Annotated in this window: 17 protein-coding genes and 1 tRNA gene; 7 read left to right on the top strand and 11 right to left on the bottom strand. The window is 38.2% G+C overall.

Going from position 1 to position 19,525, the window contains the following annotated elements:
• Positions 1–101: 101 nt before the first annotated feature.
• The 5 genes from AC4GME_RS05230 to AC4GME_RS05210 form a co-directional block, all read right to left on the bottom strand.
• Positions 102–428, bottom strand: a complete 327-nt coding sequence (locus AC4GME_RS05230; protein WP_490375530.1) for a hypothetical protein — start codon at positions 426–428, stop codon at positions 102–104.
• A complete protein-coding gene (locus AC4GME_RS05225) occupies positions 421–1,086 on the bottom strand; it encodes a hypothetical protein (protein WP_490375531.1) in 666 nt (221 codons plus the stop codon). The genes AC4GME_RS05230 and AC4GME_RS05225 overlap by 8 nt, the downstream gene beginning before the upstream one ends.
• Positions 1,083–1,691 carry a hypothetical protein gene (locus tag AC4GME_RS05220; protein ID WP_490375532.1) on the bottom strand — a complete coding sequence of 203 codons (609 nt, stop codon included), beginning with the start codon at positions 1,689–1,691 and terminating at the stop codon, positions 1,083–1,085. Before AC4GME_RS05220 ends, AC4GME_RS05225 begins: the two co-directional genes overlap by 4 nt.
• Entirely contained in the window at positions 1,688–2,563 is an 876-nt protein-coding gene (locus tag AC4GME_RS05215; RefSeq protein ID WP_490379097.1) for a hypothetical protein, read from the bottom strand. The genes AC4GME_RS05220 and AC4GME_RS05215 overlap by 4 nt, the downstream gene beginning before the upstream one ends.
• 151 nt (positions 2,564–2,714) lie before the next feature.
• Complete coding sequence (locus AC4GME_RS05210; RefSeq protein WP_490375534.1) at positions 2,715–4,628, bottom strand: EAL domain-containing protein; 1,914 nt, start codon at positions 4,626–4,628, stop codon at positions 2,715–2,717.
• 121 nt (positions 4,629–4,749) lie between these two features.
• Between AC4GME_RS05210 and rsmC the strand changes: the two genes are divergently transcribed.
• The 4 genes from rsmC (at position 4,750) to glgA (ending at position 10,133) form a co-directional block, all read left to right on the top strand.
• Positions 4,750–5,799, top strand: coding sequence for a 16S rRNA (guanine(1207)-N(2))-methyltransferase RsmC (gene rsmC, locus AC4GME_RS05205; protein ID WP_490375535.1), 1,050 nt, complete (start codon positions 4,750–4,752; stop codon positions 5,797–5,799).
• Positions 5,800–5,963: 164 nt separating this feature from the next.
• Entirely contained in the window at positions 5,964–7,283 is a 1,320-nt protein-coding gene (glgC, locus tag AC4GME_RS05200) for a glucose-1-phosphate adenylyltransferase (RefSeq protein WP_490375536.1), read from the top strand.
• Between the two features lie 34 nt (positions 7,284–7,317).
• Positions 7,318–8,541, top strand: a complete 1,224-nt coding sequence (glgC, locus tag AC4GME_RS05195; protein WP_490375537.1) for a glucose-1-phosphate adenylyltransferase — start codon at positions 7,318–7,320, stop codon at positions 8,539–8,541.
• Positions 8,542–8,660: 119 nt separating this feature from the next.
• Positions 8,661–10,133 carry a glycogen synthase GlgA gene (glgA, locus tag AC4GME_RS05190; protein ID WP_490375538.1) on the top strand — a complete coding sequence of 491 codons (1,473 nt, stop codon included), beginning with the start codon at positions 8,661–8,663 and terminating at the stop codon, positions 10,131–10,133.
• Positions 10,134–10,258: 125 nt separating this feature from the next.
• On the opposite strand, the gene AC4GME_RS05185 is transcribed toward glgA, so the two are convergent.
• The 4 genes from AC4GME_RS05185 to AC4GME_RS05170 all read right to left on the bottom strand — a co-directional run bounded on the left by AC4GME_RS05185 (position 10,259) and on the right by AC4GME_RS05170 (position 14,467).
• Positions 10,259–11,929 (bottom strand): putative bifunctional diguanylate cyclase/phosphodiesterase, encoded by a 1,671-nt coding sequence (locus AC4GME_RS05185; protein WP_490375539.1) that lies wholly within the window; start codon positions 11,927–11,929, stop codon positions 10,259–10,261.
• Between the two features lie 217 nt (positions 11,930–12,146).
• The gene (locus AC4GME_RS05180) at positions 12,147–12,878 is read right to left on the bottom strand and encodes a DNA/RNA non-specific endonuclease (RefSeq protein WP_490375540.1); all 732 of its coding nucleotides are present in this window, start codon (positions 12,876–12,878) and stop codon (positions 12,147–12,149) included.
• Between the two features lie 895 nt (positions 12,879–13,773).
• On the bottom strand, positions 13,774–14,211 hold the full coding sequence (locus AC4GME_RS05175; protein ID WP_490375541.1) for a hypothetical protein: 438 nt from the start codon (positions 14,209–14,211) through the stop codon (positions 13,774–13,776).
• A gap of 171 nt (positions 14,212–14,382) precedes the next feature.
• A tRNA-Leu gene (locus AC4GME_RS05170) sits at positions 14,383–14,467 on the bottom strand.
• Between the two features lie 251 nt (positions 14,468–14,718).
• Here AC4GME_RS05170 and AC4GME_RS05165 point away from each other — a divergent pair.
• Positions 14,719–15,273, top strand: a complete 555-nt coding sequence (locus AC4GME_RS05165) for an RDD family protein (protein ID WP_490375542.1) — start codon at positions 14,719–14,721, stop codon at positions 15,271–15,273.
• An 88-nt stretch (positions 15,274–15,361) separates the two neighbouring features.
• On the opposite strand, the gene lptG is transcribed toward AC4GME_RS05165, so the two are convergent.
• Both lptG and lptF read right to left on the bottom strand, forming a co-directional pair.
• Positions 15,362–16,426 (bottom strand): LPS export ABC transporter permease LptG, encoded by a 1,065-nt coding sequence (gene lptG / locus AC4GME_RS05160; protein WP_490375543.1) that lies wholly within the window; start codon positions 16,424–16,426, stop codon positions 15,362–15,364.
• Positions 16,427–16,451: 25 nt separating this feature from the next.
• Positions 16,452–17,555, bottom strand: a complete 1,104-nt coding sequence (gene lptF / locus AC4GME_RS05155; RefSeq protein WP_490375544.1) for an LPS export ABC transporter permease LptF — start codon at positions 17,553–17,555, stop codon at positions 16,452–16,454.
• Between the two features lie 197 nt (positions 17,556–17,752).
• Between lptF and pepA the strand changes: the two genes are divergently transcribed.
• Both pepA and AC4GME_RS05145 read left to right on the top strand, forming a co-directional pair.
• Positions 17,753–19,267, top strand: a complete 1,515-nt coding sequence (gene pepA / locus AC4GME_RS05150; protein ID WP_490379096.1) for a leucyl aminopeptidase — start codon at positions 17,753–17,755, stop codon at positions 19,265–19,267.
• Between the two features lie 3 nt (positions 19,268–19,270).
• On the top strand, positions 19,271–19,525 hold a 255-nt coding region (locus tag AC4GME_RS05145), incomplete at its 3' end, for a DNA polymerase III subunit chi (RefSeq protein ID WP_490379095.1).

The following is a 19,525-nucleotide window of genomic DNA, read 5'->3' as shown; positions in this document are numbered from 1 at the left end:
GTTTTTTTTCGTTGCCTGACAAGCTGTTAAGAATAAAAAACAACAACTTATTGAAAGAATTTTTTTCATTTTTTGTATTTTCCATAACGCAAATAAGGCGTTTATTTAATAAAGCGCTCTTTTTTTGGGTATAAAGCTAACTTGTATGATTTGGTTTTATAACGTAATAGCACCACATCTTTTTTAATATGGGTTATTTGATATCCATTCACCCATTGGCCTGTTTTATATAATTTATTATTTAAAATAGCACGTCGCTGCTCACCTTCAGTCAATATGCTTTGTAATTGAGGCAACGCAGAACGATACTCTTTCTTAAGCGATTTAGTTTTGTAATTTAAAGGCTTGGTCGGATCAGCTAACTGCGCCACATCTGCCATTACATTAACGCTAATTATTAAACAAAATAAAAGAGTATATTTAACCACTGACTAAATCCTGTTGATCGCTTAAGGTGTAAATCTGAATCGTCACCTTTGCAAGCGGATAATCCGTTACTTGATAACTAAGTGATAACCAATAAAACTTTTCCTGCAAGGTTTCAAGGTTTAGCAAATATTGATAAATGGCATTGTAATCGCCAATCAATTGAATCTCTAAGGTATGTTTATAAAACAGATTTTTTACAGGCTCCCCGCCTGCAATACCTTGCGATGAATTAAATGCTTGAACAGGTAATGTGGTTAATGACTCAACTTTAACACCAGGGCTTTTGCTAAGCACTTTGGTTAATGCGATTGGCATTTTTTGCGCGTGAATAAACTTTACTAATTTTTCATCTAACTGTTTATCCAATGCCTCTAATGTCTGCAAAGAAAAGGCGATTTGATTATTAATTTCTTGCAGCGGATCTTTTTGCAGACGCAGTGTGATCTCTGCAATTTCGCTATTTAATTTATCTTCTTGCTGATAACTCAACTGCAACGTTTTCTGGGCTTTTGCCTGTTTAAGCATCGCAGGATCTAGCATCCAAAAATAGGTAATCGAAAAAACACAAATTAACACGGCGCCAAATATAATAATACGTTCACGCAAAGTCATCTTATTAAAAGATTTTTCAATTTCAGTAAAGTTAAGCCGACTCATTGTGCTTGCGCCTTAACTGTTTTATTTTCAAGATCATTACTTAATTGAAAAGAGAAACCTTTGGCGTTATCTGATATTTTTAATTTTTCAAAAGCGATGCCAGCTAGCTCCTTAGTTGTTTGAATTTTGGTTAACCATAACGGCACTGAATCACTCTGTTTTGCTTGCCCTGATATATTTAAACGCCCCTCAATTATCGAAAAGTTATCAATACTAATAGTACGCATATTCGCTAACGAAAGACCTCTCATTAATTCAGAAAAACTCACCACAATACCTAATTCAATACCTGCTAAACTGCCTAATAAACGCTGCTTTGCATCAACTTCGGCCTGCAGAGCAAGCTGCTCTCTAATTTTAGATTCAGGCGCACGATTGTTTTGTAATTCAGTGACCAACACGCTCAATTCACTCTCTTTTATCATTAATAACGCTTTTTGCTGTTGTGTCATCTGTTGTATTTTTGCAAATTGCTTATTTAAAACAAGATGTAAAACAAGCACTGAAAACAAACAAATCCCAGTTAATAGAAGAAATTGTTTAAAAGTTACTTTCTCACGTTTTGGATAACAACTTGGCTGATAAAGGTTTATCTGTTTTTTCATTTATCTTCACCTTCCATTAACAGGCCATAGGCAAGAATATTGGAAAAATCGTACTGATCTTTTTCGCCAAACGGCACTACATTTTTTGCTAAATAACTGCCTAACTTTTCAGCTAACAAGTTAATATCAGGACAAACAAGCGCCAAATACAGATGAGAAATTGAAGCAATGCGTAGTTGCGAATTAATATAATCAAGTGCACGCTGCAATTCTAAACTCAAACCATCTAACAGCGTATTTTCAACATCACTAAGTGGCAGTGCCAGTAACTCATTAAATCCGCGCAAACGATGTGAAAAAAACAGTTGTCCCTCTTTCACCACGGTTAACACTAATTCATTATTTTGTTGTGAAAGTAAAAGATTTACCTCTGCCCTATTACCTAATAAGCGGGTTAATGCTAACTCTTCAACAGTGATCTCTTTAAGCTTCATGGCATATTTTAAAACCATGTCGCGTATGCTGAGAATACGCTGTTTAGGAACACACACCGCAGTTATTTGATTCCCCTTGTGCTGCTGAAAAGGCCTATCGTAATAATCAACAACCAAATCAAAAATGCTCTCGGAAACCAGATCTTTTATGGCGAAAGGCAGGCTTGCCATTAACTCATTTTCTTCAACTTTTGGTTTTTCAATATCAAACGTCTGGTAAAAGTCCCGACTTAATACAACCGACACTTGAGAATTGTGAAGTTTGTGCTCATTAACGAATGATTCAAACACTTTTGGCCACTGAGAATCGGATGAGACAGTTGCTTGAGCAAGTAAACGAATTCGGCCATCTTCTAATAAACAGATAGCAAGTCGCTTCATCCCTAAAAACAGGCTAATTTGGGCTGGTGATTTTTTAGAAAAAAGAGTTTTAAACATATTGGTTTTATTTTTCTCAATAAACGACAACTCGGCAGTCAATAATAGGTGATTAACCCGCAGATTCTATTAATATTTATGAAATATATTAAGCAAACCATAAAATGTAGGGGAAATTGCGCGAATAATCCCCCCATATAAGCTAAAAGGGTTATATCGACAAAGGTTGTACGCTTGAAAAAAACGTCCCCTGCGCGGCAGAAACACCAAGTTTAAGCAGGCATTTCCACTCTTCATTATTTTCAACAGCAACGGCAATGATTTTAGCCCGGCTATTTAAACAGCTTGCCATTAAACTTTGCAAAGCGATTTGATTCGTTTTACGTAAATGAATATCACGTACCAAACTCGCATGGAGTTTCAGATAGTCAATATTATAATCAATTATGTATTCGGTATTAACAACTGATTTACCAACATTATCAATGGCAATTTTACAACCTATTTTCTGAATTGCATTTAACGCAGAGCGAAGTGAAAAATAACTTTTTTCCAATAAGTGCTCTGAAACCTCAATCACTAAGTTATTACGTAATCGGCGAGGTAGTTGCATAAGTTGATAGATAAGCTTTTGCTGGCTACTTTTATCCATTAAAATGCGGGCACTTAAATTTATAGCAATGGGCAGACTTAACTCGCCACGTGAAACAAGTAACGGAAACACTTTATCTAACATTTTTTGATCAAAACTTTCCAGTAATCCACACTTTTCAGCCATCGGCAAAAAAGTGCCCGCGGCTATAATTTTTTGATCTTCCCCTTTAATACGCGGCCAAAGTTCAGAATAAAGTTCATTGAGACCATCTCGACAGATAACCTCCTGCTGATAAAGTAATACGCCATCATTTTCTAAAACATTTTCAAGTAATGTGCGCCACCTTACGGTGCCTTTTGACAAGCTGGTATGTTGCTCTTCTTGATCAGCTAAAAACCAACCGCTTACTTTCTGGTGTACAGCAACTAATAACGCACGGTTTAAATCGTCCATAATCAGCAGAGGTTTGGCTCCATAATGGAAATTGACAACACCGATATGAAAAAATTCATCAATTAAAACAGACTCGGGAAGCTGTAACTGAAAAAGTAATTTGGTTAATTGCTTGGCAACGACTTCCGTTTCCTGATAAGACATCTGCGGGATAATCAAAACAAATTCTGATTTCGAAATTCGCCCATGAAACTGATCGTCATAACGCATTGAAAATGTAGTTAAAAGCTCAGTAATTTGGAGAAGCATTTGATCACGGATATCTGTTCCCAGTTGAACAGTAATCGAATCTAATTCAGAAATATTTATAAGTAACAAAGCGCTCGAAAATATATTTTGATCTGTTGCTAACGCATCTAGACGGTTTTCAAAAGCTAAACTATTTCCCAGCCCCGTAGTTTCATCTAAAAAAGCTTGCCCACGAATATGAGCATCAAAATAACTTCGCTCTTTTTTACTTTGTTCGATCTGATTAGATAACAGATCCAACGCTTCACTTGCCAGTTTCGGCCATTCACCAGGCTGTGCAGTCCGTGCTGTCGGGTTATTTTGTAAAAGGTACTTAGCCCTTCTCTCCAGTAACTCTGCACCTTTAAATTGCTTTTTAATCCAATGTATTGCAAAGGCCAATAACACTAAGCTAAACAAGATTGCCAATGAAACGCCCAATAATGGCACAACTGAAAAATTAATATCATCATAGGGCTGGCGAGTCTGTAACATTAAAGTAACATGCGGATATTTTTCTAACCGGTATTGATAGCGTAACAATAAGTTGTTTGGATAAAAATGACGATTTTCATAATAATTCTGGTAGAGCACCTTGTCTTGCCGCTTTATTTGTAAACGAACAACTCCCGATGCATCAAGCAGATCCGGCAACCACATATCAAATTGATTTTTTTCAACATTTTTATCTAATTGACGCTCAATAACATTAATAATACTGTCCATACGTTGCTGATGATATTTAAGCGACAAAGCACGCAAACTAAATAGTCCGCCAACCAAAACTAATGCAATACATGTCAATACAACTGATATGGTTGTCAGAGTAAATTTATCCGTAAATTTCATTCAATCCCTTAACTACTAAATATTTTAATCTGTGAACGAGTCGGCATATAATGGACCATTATATGCCGCAGATAAAAAACCACACCAAAGCAAAGGTGTATGTTAAACATAGGAAAACATAATGTCACTCGCAAACAAAACATATTCAAATCCCAGTCAGCTATTACAACGCAATGAGTCTCTTTTTGCTAATAAAAATATGTTAGTTGCTGGAAACATTGATGATGATTACCCAATACATTTACAAACACTGGCTCAATCAACCACTTTCTGCTTTAGCGATTATCGTTATTATAGCGCTTTGTCTAATAAATTAAGCGCCTCTGAACTATATTTCACCGCTAATTACCAAGGAGAAAAAAAATTCGATCTATTGTTAATTTTTTTACCGAAAGCAAAACAGGAAACGCAATATTTACTGGCCAGCCTTAGCCCGCATTTACAGCAGGGTGCAGCTATTATTTTAGTTGGCGAAAAAAAATGTGGTATTAAAAGTGCAGGAACGTTATTAAAACCTTATTCAACATCAGTCAATGCCATTGACTCTGCCCGCCATTGTAGCATTTTATATAGTGAGTTAAATAAAAGCGTCCCCCCCTTTGAACAAGCGTCATGGATAAAAACCTACCCGATAAATATCAATAATATTGAGCTGCAGATCTGCTCGCTACCAGGGGTATTTAGTTATGGGGAATTAGATAAAGGCAGTGAGTTATTATTGCAAAATTTACCCGAAAAGATGTCTGGCTCGGTGCTTGATTTTGGCTGTGGCGCAGGTGTTATAGCCTGTTACATTCAAAAGAAATACCCTCATTTAGAAATAGATCTTATTGATATCAACTCTTATGCATTAGAAAGTGCAAAACTATCTTTGATAAAAAACAAACTTAAAGGTAATGTTTTCCCCTCCAATGTTTTTTCTGATGTCAGTAAAAAATATAACACTCTGCTTTCTAACCCTCCTTTCCACTCGGGTAAAGAAACCGATTACGTAGCCGCAGAAACATTTATAAATCAATCACCTAGATTTTTAAAAGAGAAAGGCACACTGTCCATTGTTGCAAATAAATTTTTAAAATATGAACCTTTACTTAACAAAGCGTTTCCGGTTTTACATAAAACTCAAGAAAACAATAAGTTTAAAATTTTGACATGCATCAACAAACAGTAAACTACGCCCTTATATGTGTTTATATCTTTTGTTAGGGTCTAATTATCTAAGCTAACTATTCGTGGTGTGGATATTAGTAAAAAGGATTGATTGCAAAAGGAATAATTGCAAAAGCATTATGTAAAAAAACACATAATATTTATCCCCCTTTTCAGGAGAAATTTATGGCTGGAATTCTTGCTATGATTCTTGCAGGGGGAGAAGGCTCACGTCTTTTCCCTTTAACACAAACACGGACTAAACCAGCCGTGCCCTTTGGTGGTAATTACCGCCTTGTTGATTTTGCATTAAATAATTTTGTTAATGCCGAGTTAATGAAAATTTACGTATTAACACAATTCAAATCTCAATCATTAAGTATTCATTTACGTAAAGCATGGCGCTTATCAGGGATTGCAAAACAATTCATTGAAGCAATTCCAGCACAGCAACGTGTGAATAAAAATTGGTATTCAGGCACTGCTGATGCGATTTACCAAAATGCACGATTTATCGAAAAACATGCCCCGGATCACGTTTGCATTTTTGGTAGTGATCACATCTACAAAATGGATGTCCAGCAAATGGTTGAACATCATAAAGCCAAAGAAGCAATTTTGACCGTTGCTGCAATCAGAGTTGTTAAAGAACAGGCTTATCACTTCGGTATCATTGAAGTAGATGAAGATGGTCGTATGATTGGTTTTACAGAAAAACCTTCTGTTGAGGACGCAAAAACCATTCCAGGTGATGATAAACACGTATTAGCCTCAATGGGTAACTATGTTTTCAAATCTGATTCTCTACTAAAAGAGTTATATGATGATGCAGCCGATAGCAACTCCAGTCATGATTTTGGTAAAGACATCATTCCAAAACTTTATCCGAAAGGGAAAGTATTTGTTTACAAGTTGAGTGATAACTATATCCCAGGGGAGCCAGAAACGGCCTATTGGCGTGATGTAGGCAGTCTCGATTCATACTGGGAAGCGCATATGCAACTGCTTGCAGATGAGGCACCATTCTCTCTTTATAATAAAAACTGGCCTTTGCACACCTACCACCCACCGCTACCGCCTGCGACATTCCGTGACGAAGCTGACTCGGTTAGTGATATTTCGAAATCTATGATTGGTGCCGGATCTTATGTTAACGGTGCAAAGATTGAAAACTCTATTTTAGGTTTCAGTAGCCATATCTGTACGGGTGCTGTAATCAAAGAATCCATTTTCTTAGGTAATGCCAAAATAGGCAGCGGTGCACGTCTAAATAAAGTTATTCTTGATAAAGATGTAGAAATTGCGCCAGGAACGGTTATTGGGGAAAATCTGGAAGAAGATCGTAAGAAGTTTACTGTATCAGAGAATGGCGTGGTTGTAATCGCCAAAGGCTGTAAAGTTGGTTTTGAAAAAGCGGCTTTAGCGACTGATAAAACTGTTGCTTTAAAAAAAACGACTTTAGCGATTAATAAAACAAAAGCGTTAACAACAGAAGTTGTTAAATAAACATTTTGTATTCTATCTGAAATAGGTTTCTAACATGGCAAAAGTTCTCTCTATGATTTTAGCGGGTGGTGAAGGCTCGCGTCTTTACCCCTTAACACAATCTCGCACTAAACCTTCTGTACCATTTGGCGGCAGTTACCGATTAGTCGATTGTGTCTTAAATAATTTTGTAAATTCTGACTTATTACGTATTTATGTATTAACACAATTTAAATCTCAGTCACTCAATCAACATCTTACCGAAGCGTGGGAATTAAGCAGTATTACTGATACTTTTATCGATGCGATCCCTGCGCAAATGCGTATGGGCAAACATTGGTATAGCGGCACTGCTGATGCGATTTATCAAAACTTGCAATTCATTGAATCTGATGATGCTGAGCTTATTTGCATCTTTGGCAGTGATCATATTTATAAAATGGATATTCGCCAAAAAATTGCATACCACGAGGAAAAAGACGCAACACTGACGGTTTCAGCGATCAAACTACCTAAAGAGCAAGCTTACCACTTCGGTATTATCGAAGTGGATGAAGAGGGGCGTATGATTGGTTTTGCTGAAAAACCAGCAGTTGAAGATGCAAAAACAATTCCAGGGGATCCTGATCATGTTTTAGCTTCAATGGGTAACTATGTATTTAACTCCAAAGAGCTGCAAAAAGAGTTGATTCGAGATGCGGCATTGGAAGATTCAAGCCATGATTTCGGTAAGGACATTATTCCTTATCTTTATCCGCAAGGTAAAGTATTCGTTTATGACTTTACGCAAAATACAATTCCAGGGGAAACAAGCGAAGCTTACTGGCGCGATGTAGGTAATATTGATTCATACTGGCAAGCGAATATGGACTTAATTAAGTCTGAACCGCCGATTTCCTTATACAACCGCAAGTGGCCAATGCATACCCACTACCCTGCACTGCCTGCTGCTCACTTTAGAAATGGTGATGACTCTAACTGTACAATCCGAAAATCACAGATTTCCGATGGCTGTTTTATCAAAGGGGCAACAATTAAAAAGTCCGTTTTAGGTTTTAACTGTTTTGTTGAACAAGACTCTACAATTTCTCATTCTGTTTTATTAGGTGATACCAAAATCGGGAAAAACTGCAGACTAAGTAAGGTTATCATTGATAAGAATGTATCAATTGCAGATAATGTACGAATTGGTATTAATCTAGAGGATGATAAAAAACGCTTTACCGTTTCAGATGAAGGTATCGTTGTTATCCCTAAAGGTGCTAAAATCGGCTTTTAACCTAGACTTAACTTAATGATTATAAGCCGCAATAATTTGTGGCTTTTCCTCATATCTCGCAATAATTTGTGGCTTTTTACTTCTATATATAACGGTAAAATTGTCAAGGGAGTATTCCATTGGATCATAGAAAACTAAAGATTCTTTTCGTTTCAGCAGAGGTTGAAGGATTCTCAAAAACGGGTGGTTTAGCAGACGCCGCGAAAGCATTACCGATTGAACTGCGTAATCTGGGTCACGAAGTTAAAATTGTCACCCCTTTTTACCGAAGCATCAATCATCGCGAACATGCACAACATCGTTTAAACTTAACATTAAATACTGATCACGCCCGCCCAGATATTCAATTTAAAGTACATGAGCTGCATTTAGACGGCATTCCTGTTTTAACCATTGATAACGCACACTACTTTGACAGACCTGGGCTATACGGTGAAGATCATCACGCTTACCAGGATAATGGCGAACGTTTTGCATTTTTCAGCTTGGCCGCCCTGCAAGCGTGTGATGCATTAGACTTCACCCCTGATATTATTCACTGTAATGACTGGCATACAGGATTAATTCCTTACCTGTTGAAAACCCGTTACCACGATCACTACCGCTTTACCCACACAAAAACGGTATTAACGACGCACAACGCTTGTTATCAGGGCATCTTTGATAAATCTCAACTCAACCTGATTCCTGAAGTTAGCTCCTGTATGGATGAGCGTGTTTTGGAGAATTACAGTTACATCAACTACTTAAAAGTAGGGGTAACTTACAGTGACAAAATCAACACAGTAAGTCCCAACTACGCTAGTGAACTGCTAACCACCTTAGGTTCACATGGTATGTCACACCATTTCCTTGAACGAATTCATGATTTTGAAGGAATCTTAAATGGTTGTGATTATAATGATTGGAACCCGGAAACAGATACCTTAATACCCGCAAACTTCTCCGCTGATGATCTCAGTGGTAAAGAGATTTGCAAAAGAGAGTTACAAAAAGAGGTAGGCCTGCCTGAAAGTGATAATCCTGTTTTTGGTATGATATGCCGGCTTACCGAGCAAAAAGGCTTTGGCCTGCTGCTGCCGATGTTAGAGCGAGTGTTAAAACATAACCTGCAGATTGTGATTATCGGTTCGGGCGATCCTGCTATTACGGGGCAATTAAATGCGATTGCTAACCATTTTCCTGATAAATTTAAGTTTATCGATATTTATAGCAATAAACTATCGCATATGATTGAAGCGGGTGCCGACTTCTTTATTATGCCTTCCATCTTTGAACCTTGCGGGTTAAATCAGCTATACAGTCTTGCCTATGGCACACTGCCGATTGTTCGCGGGGTGGGAGGCTTAAAAGATACAGTTTTGGATTATGATCAAGAGCCGGATAATGCAAATGGTTTTGTCTTCAACGATACCAATCCTAATCAATTACTTAACTTGATGCGCCGTGTCTTACTCCTGTATGTAGAACATCCTGAAGAGATGAAACGCTTAAAAACACAAGGGATGCGTTCTCATTTCTACTGGTCAAATTCAGCTAAACATTATGAACGCCTCTATTATAACGCCATATATCACCACCATAACTGGTAAAATAGAGCTGTTTTAGATTAATAAAGCAGAAAAATTATTAAGCCAATTTCACTATCAATAGATAGGGAAATTGGCTTTTTTAGCTTATGGGGATTTGATACTGCTAATGAATATTACATTAAACATTAATATGAAGTTATATTATCTTGCAGCAATTCATGACGAATTAACTGCTCCGTTTGTTGTTTTGAAAGCGCTTTAGCAAAATAATAACCCTGTGCATAATCACAACCAAGCTGCTTCAATAAATCATGCTGCTCTCGAGTTTCAACACCTTCGACTAGCACCTTAACTTGTAGTACTTTGCCCAGGCCAATAATATGTTTAGCAAACTCCCGATCTAATGCCGTATTACAAATATTATGGATCAAAGTTCGATCAATTTTCAATTTATTCAATGATAAATGGAAAGTACGTACAAGACTTAAGGAAGAGTAGCCTGAACCAAAATCATCCACCGCAATATTTATGCCCAGTTTCTTCACCTCAAGAATATTATCGCCCAGCGTTTTTATATTATTAATGGAAGCTGTTTCAGTAACTTCAATTTCAATTAGCCTTGTCGGGCAGTTTGTCTGCTTGATAACATCGCTTATACGAGAAATAAATATCGCCATTTCCAATGTTTTAAATGAGATATTAATAGCGACTCGAGGCGGTTCAATTCCCAGTGCCTGCCATTCAACTATTTGACAACAGACTTGAGTAAATACCCATAAATCAAACTCAAAATGTAAACCTATATCTTCGGCAACACCGACAAACACATCAGGAGAAACATTGCCTAACTCCTTATGGCACCAGCGCGACAGTGCTTCTAAGCCAATCAGCTTGCCACTGCTAAATTCATACTGAGGTTGATAATGTATATTTATCTGATGCAGCTCTATCGCACGAGGAAATTCATCAATAATAAGTTTATTGGTCAGTAAATCATCTGTTGTTTGAGTTGTTGCTAAGCAGTATTTTGTAACGCTGTGTTTTTTTGCTTCAAGCATTGCCGTTTCAGTCGCTATTTCCATGGCAAAATAACTATCATAAAATGACCTTTGCGCACTTACCCCTATGCTAAAATACTTACTAATCTTAAGATTATTATCGAGTATCAAGGGTTTCGCTACTGTTTGACACAGTGTATGGCAGAACTGAGCGATATGCGCACTGAATTGTTGCGAGGATAAGCCATTATAATCTTCCACTAATATCCCAAATTTCGCATTAGCATAACGCACCACGAAACCGACACCTTGGGCCACTGCTTGCAGCGTTTTACCCAATACAGATAAATAATCATCACCAACTTCAAAGCCATATCGAAAATTAATGGTTGAAAAATTATCGACACTTAAAATAATCAGCCCCAAACTACTTACCGAAACAGCTGGATTTTGAAGGTGATGAATGACTCTGGCTCTCATAGCTACGCCATTAGGAAGACCGGTAATGCAATCTTTGGATTTATTTTCTAAAACCCGAAAACACAACCTAAATGTGTCGCCGCCACCTTGAGCATAATGGCAATGCACTTTAACGGGTAAGGCATAATGACACTTATCTTTTATCGTCCCCATAGTAAACATACCAAGTTCGCTTGAACTTACACCTGAAAATAGCTGTTTAAGCGTAAATTTATCTTCCTCAATATCAGCTACTATAGATAATTTATCTTCTAAGCGAGTACCAATAATTTCAAGCGGGCTAAAACCAATCAGCTCTGTAAATGTATCATTACAAGTGGTAACAATCCCGTTGTTGACAGTCACTGCTGGCAACAAGCTATTTTCAATGTCATTCATTATCATGCTCTATAGCGTTATTTTTTACAAAATTGGCAGGCCGCTGTATCAGTATTTTCAGAATGAGACAGCAATACAGCAATTACTATGATTCACATCTATTTTCGTTCTATAACACTTTTATTTTAAATAAAAAGTGCAGCCCATCTTATACAGCTTGCTTGCCTTGTAAAAGGCAAGCCTTAGCCACCTCCAGAGGAGGCGGCTTTTTAACTAATTACCACATTTCCCACTCGACAGCTTCAATACTGTTTTCGGTGCTGTCAGGCAGTTCGCTGAAGAAATCAAGATTAGTCAGACTTTCAACTTCATCAACAGTGGTTATAAAACCTGGCAATTCTGAAGTCGATACTTTTCTGTGCGGCATGATAAAAGCAATTGCATCATTGTAGTAAGGGTCAAGAATAACCTTGTAGAAAGAGTTAGGAATATAGACTCCGTTACCAATATAAGTTTCATTACCGTCCCAGATAGGACCGCTAACGACATATAACTCGTCATAGTCATTGGCCCATTGACGTACTTTCTCTTCCAATCCTTTCCAGCCGCCGCGATTAAAGCCAGGCAGTTGCGGTGCCATGTTCGACATCAGGAAACTTTCCTTCATCGCTTCTTCGCTGAAATCCATAGTGCCAGATGGAGCCAGATGACCACGGTCATAACCGGTTTTGGTATAATCGCCACTTACTGCACGATTAGCCGCTGGCAGTTCATAGTCTGTTTTGAAGTTATTTGAACGCTCAAAGAAGGCATTTACGCTATCGCGGGTAATATGATAAGCAACCCAATCCGCAACCTTATTTTGATAATTATAGCCAACTGCATAACCTGCTCGACATAACTGTTGATCACTTGCGCTGGGCGCACCTTTCTCCAGATGTTTTAAACAGGCTGCGTTTGCCCCGATGGATAAACTGAGGCCGAACAACGCGATTAGTATTTTCTTCATTTTAAAAATCCCTTTTATCTATTTACAAACTTATGATGGTTTAAGAGTGCACCCTCATTTGTCACAACAAAGCACATCAATGTACTAATTTAAAACCGATGCCACTTAACTGCTTATCAGAGAGGCTATCTAATTGATTGGCATGGGATTAAAACGTATTTATGGGATGTTAGTAACTTTTGATATAGTCCTGGACATCAGCCTAAAATGATTTTAATTCCACTGAAATAAACCATGATTATGTGCAGCATTTGTTACCCGCTGACACTTTATTGGTTTATTGATCGGGATTAGTTTATTTATTGTTCTGCGCAAGAAGTGTGAGTTAGAGCAATATATGAACAATTACCATTGCTATTACCACGGTCACTAACAAAATCTGTTGCTCCCCTTTGGCGTGCAACAAACTCACATTGAGAACGATAAGAAATACTTACTGTTTATGTCCCGCATCTGCTAAACAGTGATATTTTGCTGCTTTATCGATCGAAGTTAGTACACTTCTCGTTCCGCACTGAAAGTATGAGTTAGCATAATATATAAACAATTACTATTATATGAACAATTGCCTTGTCTTTATTGGGTCAATAACAAAATCTGTTGCTTTCTTTTAACACACAACAAACACTCTTTGAGAACGCTAAAAAATACTTGCGCACTTCCAGATTGACGAGAGTTATGCACAGCCGAGCGCTAAAGTGACAGTGAAACAAGCCAGCAACAAACAGACAGAAGAAAAAAGGAAAAGTACTAGCTTTAACAATTGCAGATATTGCAAAGCCTGAGATTGAATTACGTACGGGATATGGACAGGCAGTTATTATGAAAAAGGAATTTACTAAGCACTAGATACAAAAAATCACTGCATAAGCAAGGGCTTAAAGTATGGTGACCGCTATCTTGGAATAGAGAGTTGAAGCGTCACCTGCGAAGAAAACGGATTTTGAATCCTCATAAAAATTATTTTAGAATTAACCTTTATTTCGATCCGCAAATTTTCAAGGTTTCCATCACAATTGCGGCAAATGATTCTTAGGTTATTAAGTACATGATTACTGTTATTTCCATCTATATGATCAAGTACAACTGGCACCTTTTGACCTAACCACTCCTTTATCCCACATATCTCGCATTCATGTTTTTTAACACCCTCAGAAATTAACCTGCGACGCAGTTTGTCAGTTTGGTAATAAGGGTGCTTGCCTGCAATTATTTCAGTTAAATTGATGCGGCTATGTTTCCCTCTAACTGGGTATTTTGCATTTTTACCGCCTTGATTAGGATGATAAACAGCAATCGCATTGCATCTTCTTTTAAAGCTGCTTGCGCTCATATTAACGAAAACTTGCGCTTACCGCATTGTAGGATAAGCATTGATAGCTTCAATTATCTGTTCAGCACTTATATCTTTATTTTGAACATGCAGAGAAGAAACCTAGCTAAAAAAGAGTGTTAATAAATTCTAGGCGAAAAAAAACAGACTGTTAAGTCTGTTTTTTTAAATTGGTGCCGCTGGTCGGACTCGAACCGACACGTCTTTCGACGGGGGATTTTGAATCCCCTATGTATACCAATTTCATCACAGCGGCTAATTTTTGATCTTAAAAGACTATATATGACTGATAAGACAAAATGATTATACCTAGCCATTCTTTTCTGACAAGGCTTTTCACAAGCTAAATCGTCAACCGCTCAAAAAGACAACAATTTATTATAAAGTGCTGTTAACTTGCTCATATAAATGACTACAAGTTGCTTTAAGCAAAGCCTATTTCGAATAATAAATGCCAACGGTTTTTGCTTTTGTTACACTGACTTCTCACACTTTTAAGGAACTATCATGGCCAAACGTAACCCCAAAAAAAGTAATAAACCAACCTTACAGGAACAATATCAAAGCTGTCCGCGCGCCAACTTTTTAAAGCGTTTAGGCGCATATATTTACGATCTTTTTGCTATTACTGCACTGCTGATGTTGGCAACTATTTTTGCTGTTTTGGTCGTTATTATTAGCAATAAAATGGGCATCATTAACCTCGATGCTTATAAAGATATTGCTGATTATTTGGCAAACAACCTGATTTTTGCGGGTTATTTAGCTGCAGTTATTATCGCTTTTTACGGCTACTTTTGGAGCAAAGCTGGACAAACCATTGGCATGAAAGCATGGCGTTTGCGTGTGCAAAACAGTGATGGTAGCAATATCAGCTTTACGCAATCTTTAATTCGTATGGCAACATCGGCTTTTGGTCTGGGTAATATTTCAGCACTGTTTAAAAATACGAATGCATTTCAGGATTTATGGGCTGAATGTGAAGTGGTTGTACTTACAAAAGAGTTAAGCAGTTGGAAAGGGTTTAAAGGCTTGGCTTTTATGGAACAGGATAAAAAGTAATCTATCCATGCTAACATGCTATAAACCACATAAAAAATGCCACATTACCTTGATATAAGAGTACGTGGCATTTTTGTTTATTGGCGATCTAACTTTGCCGCTTCAATAAATACATAGCAATGCCTAATACGAGCAAACTGGGTAATAACGCTCCCAACACGGGTGGTAAGTCAAAAACCAGGCTGAAAGGTCCAAACAATTCACCTGATACATGGAAGATAAAACCACTGCCGATACCAAAGATCAATCGAGTCCCCATAGTAACAGTACGCAGACCGCCAAAGATAAAAGAAACGGAAAGTAACATCATTACGACAATGGTAAAGGGTAATACCGCTTTACGCCAAAAAGTCAGCCAATATCGACTGGCATCCTGCTCATTGCTTTCAAGGTAGGTGATATAGTTATAAATATCACGCATCGACATTTTTTCAGGATCGCTTAATATCACTTCTAACTTTTTCGGAGTCAGTTCGGTTTTCCAGACAAATTTTGGCAGTTTTTCTGTTTCTGTTTTATCCGCGCTAAAAAATGTTCTGCTAGTATTTTGTAATAACCAAGAGCCTTGTTGATAAACTGCTTTTTGTGCGACTACGGCACGATCAAGTTGCATCTTTTTATCAAAAAAATACAGCTGTACATTAAACAGTTCAGCTTTGCTGTTCATACGCCCAATACTGACAAATGAATTAGCATCTTTTACCCAAACACCGTATTTATTGCTTACGACCTGCTGACCACGCCTCGCCTGTTCTCGCATCGAGTAGGCTTCTTTATCTGTTTTCGGAGCAACAAACTCCCCGAGTACCATCACCACTAAGACCATCGGCACAGCCGTTTTTAATACCGCACCTGCGATACGTAGTTTTGATATTCCCGCTGCCTGCATCACCACGAGTTCACTGCTACTCGCTAAGCTGCCTAAGCCAATTAAAGCACCAATTAAAGCTGCCATCGGAAAAAACACTGCAATTTCTACCGGCATTTTAAGTACAACAAAGTAGGCCACAGCCCAAACATCGTAACTGCCGTGTCCTACACCTTTCATCTGCTCAACAAACTTGATAATGCCGCTTAAGCCGGTCAAAACAAACAGACTTAAAAAAGTTGAGGCCAAAATCGTTTTACCTATATAGCGGTCTAAAATACCCATAATCGTAATTCCGTGTTAAATACTGTTACTGAGCCGGCTTAACAGACTTCGCTTTACGTAAACCAATTTTGACAAATTTACCTAAACTTTGCAGATGCAAAATAACACCTGTGATAAAGAAGACAATCTGCACCACCCAAATACTTAATACAGGCAAGGTGCCCTCTTCAATAAGGCTTTTTGCCGTACTGAGCAATAAAAAGTATGTTAAGTAGAGTGCCAAGGCAGGCAGTAATTTTGAATATCTACCTTGCCGAGGATTTACTTTTGCTAATGGCACCGCCATAAATGTCAGCAGTAAAATTGACAGAGGAATAGCGATACGCCACTGTAACTCCGCTTGATGTTTTGCACTGCTTACCCCGAATAATTGTTCGGTCGGCAGAGCTTCCACACCACGTTTTTTATTTTGTACTTCACGGTTTGCTATATGTATTTCGTAACGATCAAATACACTATTATCGAATTCATATTGTCCAACCTTTCCCGCATAACGCTGCCCATCAAACAGGGTAAGCCAAGTACCATCTTTTTTATCTTCCACCTTGCCCGTTAGGGCTGTTAATACTGAAGGAGCTCGATCTTGCTCTTTCGGCCAGTGCGCGGCAAACACTTTTTCTAACTGTTGCCCTTCTCTATATTTTTCAACGTAAACAACACCACCTTTATCGGAGGTTTTATGAAAACGGCCTTCAATAAGGGTTGCAGCTCCAGCGTCTGATTCTGCATTTTCAATAACTGCAACCATCTCATCTTCAGCAAGTGGAGCAAGGTATAAACTATTAAAGGAAGCAAAAATAAAAGTAAAAAATGATAATAATAGCGTAGCTTTAAGCACGCTATTGGGGCTGTAACCACATGAGGTCATCGCCACCATTTCACTTTCACTATGCAGTCGTCCATGGGCAAACAAAACTGCAAGATAAAAACCGATAGGTAACATTAAAGTACCCAATGTGGGCAGATTTAAGTAAAGTAGGGTCATCACCAAATCAGGTGGGATAACACCATTAATCGCTTTCGCGAGAATTCCGATAAATTTTTGACTGACAAAAATAAGAAGCAAAACAAACAGGATACCAACCTGGCTTTTAAATGTTTCCACCATTAAATAACGAAGAAGTATCACCCGGCTCTCCAGTGTAAAATAAGATTCTATGAAAGATTGTAAAACTGCTATTTTTAGTGGATTAAGCAAACAAATACGGTAAAATTGCTATTTTTATACGTTTAGAAGAATTTTAAAGATCCACCAGCTTCTATAATAACTGCATTTTTATAAAAATAGCAGTTAATATCAATATAATCACGGCATTAAGGATAGATATGGAATTTTTCGTAAAAAGTGGTAACCCAGAAAAGCAACGCAGTGCATGTATTGTTGTTGGCGTATTCGAACCTCGTCGCTTATCACATGCAGGTGAGCTGCTTGATGAAATTAGTGAAGGGTATTTAAGTACTCTGTTACGCCGTGGTGATATCGAAGGTAAAGTCGGCCAGGTACTCTTTTTACACCATGTTCCAAATGTCTTAAGTGAGCGTGTTTTACTGGTAGGTTGCGGTAAAGAGCGAGAGCTCACAGAAACCCAATATAAGCAGATCATCGCAAAAACGATTGCCACGCTCAACGATACAGGCTCATTAGAGGCTATCTGTTTTCTTTCTGAGTTACATATTAAAGGTCGCGATAGTTATTGGGCTGTGCGTCAAGCGGTTGAAGCTGCGCAAGATTCGTTATATAGCTTTGATCAATTCAAAACTAATAAAGAGAATACTCGTCGCCCACTGCGTAAATTGACTTTTAATGTACCAAGCCGCAAAGAGTTAACTCGCGCAGAGCTAGCACTACAACACGGTTTAGCGGTTGCTTCTGGTGCTAAGGCCTGTAAAGACTTAGCAAATATGCCGCCGAATATCTGTACGCCGCTCTATTTAGCGGAGCAGGCACAAGCCCTCGACACGCGTTTTGAAAAAATAAGCACTGAAATTGTCGATACAGAGCAGATGGCTGAGTTAAAAATGGACAGTTATTTAGCTGTAGCTAAAGGTTCAGATCACCCCGCTTATATGTCGTTAATGCATTACAACGGCGCTTCAAGCGATCAAAAGCCCATTGTACTGGTCGGTAAAGGCCTGACCTTTGACTCAGGTGGTATCTCATTAAAACCGGGCGCAGGCATGGATGAGATGAAGTATGATATGGGCGGTGCAGCCAGTGTTTATGGGGCAATGAAAGCGCTGGCAAAACTTAATCTGCCAATTAACGTGATTGGTATTTTAGCGGGTGCTGAAAACATGCCGGCAGGTAACGCTTATCGCCCTGGTGATATTTTAACGACTATGTCAGGACAAACGGTGGAAGTATTAAATACAGATGCTGAAGGCCGTTTGGTGTTATGTGACGTACTGACTTACGTAGAGCGCTTTGAACCTGAATGTGTTGTTGATATCGCCACCTTAACTGGCGCATGTATTATGGCATTAGGTCATAATATCAGCGGCTTAATGACTCCGCATAAAGGGCTTGCACATGAATTGTTAAATGCTTCAAATCAGTCTGGCGATAAAGCATGGCAACTGCCAATGGATGATGAATTCCAAAAACAACTTGATAGCCCATTTGCTGATATGGCCAATATTGGCGGTCGCCCTGCCGGCACAATCACAGCGGCTTGTTTTCTTTCTCGCTTTACTAAAAATTACAATTGGGCGCATTTAGATGTGGCAGGTACCGCTTGGAAATCAGGAACAAACAAAGGGGCTACCGGTCGTCCTGTTTCATTATTAACACAGTTTTTGATTAACCGTAGTGAAAATGAAACAACAGAAGCAAACAGTTAAATAATGAGTCAGGTTGTTTTTTATATTTTTCCTGAAGAGCAGGAATCAGATACTCGAAGCTTGAGCAGCCACTTTGCTCAAGCTTGCTCTATTGCTGCATTTTATTATTTACAAAATAGGAAAGTATTTATTTATACCGACAATCAGCAAGATGCTTTTTCGGTAGATGAATATTTATGGCAGTTTGATGGTGACAGTTTTGTACCGCATAACTTGCTCGGTGAAGGACCTCGTTACGGCACGCCTGTTGAAATCAGC

The sequence above is a fragment of the Psychromonas sp. genome (assembly GCF_983033635.1).
The sequence above is the reverse complement of the archived record's forward strand: the minus strand, read 5'-3'. Positions and strand labels throughout refer to the sequence as shown.

Excerpts from the sequence above, each read along its gene's own strand:
- AC4GME_RS05225 (WP_490375531.1), bottom strand. The coding sequence starts at position 1,086 with ATGAGTCGGCTTAACTTTACTGAAATTGAAAAATCTTTTAATAAGATG.
- AC4GME_RS05220 (WP_490375532.1), bottom strand. The coding sequence starts at position 1,691 with ATGAAAAAACAGATAAACCTTTATCAGCCAAGTTGTTATCCAAAACGT.
- AC4GME_RS05215 (WP_490379097.1), bottom strand. The coding sequence starts at position 2,563 with ATGTTTAAAACTCTTTTTTCTAAAAAATCACCAGCCCAAATTAGCCTG.
- AC4GME_RS05210 (WP_490375534.1), bottom strand. The coding sequence starts at position 4,628 with ATGAAATTTACGGATAAATTTACTCTGACAACCATATCAGTTGTATTG.
- rsmC (WP_490375535.1), top strand. The coding sequence starts at position 4,750 with ATGTCACTCGCAAACAAAACATATTCAAATCCCAGTCAGCTATTACAA.
- glgC (WP_490375536.1), top strand. The coding sequence starts at position 5,964 with ATGGCTGGAATTCTTGCTATGATTCTTGCAGGGGGAGAAGGCTCACGT.
- glgC (WP_490375537.1), top strand. The coding sequence starts at position 7,318 with ATGGCAAAAGTTCTCTCTATGATTTTAGCGGGTGGTGAAGGCTCGCGT.
- AC4GME_RS05185 (WP_490375539.1), bottom strand. The coding sequence starts at position 11,929 with ATGAATGACATTGAAAATAGCTTGTTGCCAGCAGTGACTGTCAACAAC.
- AC4GME_RS05180 (WP_490375540.1), bottom strand. The coding sequence starts at position 12,878 with ATGAAGAAAATACTAATCGCGTTGTTCGGCCTCAGTTTATCCATCGGG.
- AC4GME_RS05175 (WP_490375541.1), bottom strand. The coding sequence starts at position 14,211 with ATGAGCGCAAGCAGCTTTAAAAGAAGATGCAATGCGATTGCTGTTTAT.
- AC4GME_RS05165 (WP_490375542.1), top strand. The coding sequence starts at position 14,719 with ATGGCCAAACGTAACCCCAAAAAAAGTAATAAACCAACCTTACAGGAA.
- lptG (WP_490375543.1), bottom strand. The coding sequence starts at position 16,426 with ATGGGTATTTTAGACCGCTATATAGGTAAAACGATTTTGGCCTCAACT.
- pepA (WP_490379096.1), top strand. The coding sequence starts at position 17,753 with ATGGAATTTTTCGTAAAAAGTGGTAACCCAGAAAAGCAACGCAGTGCA.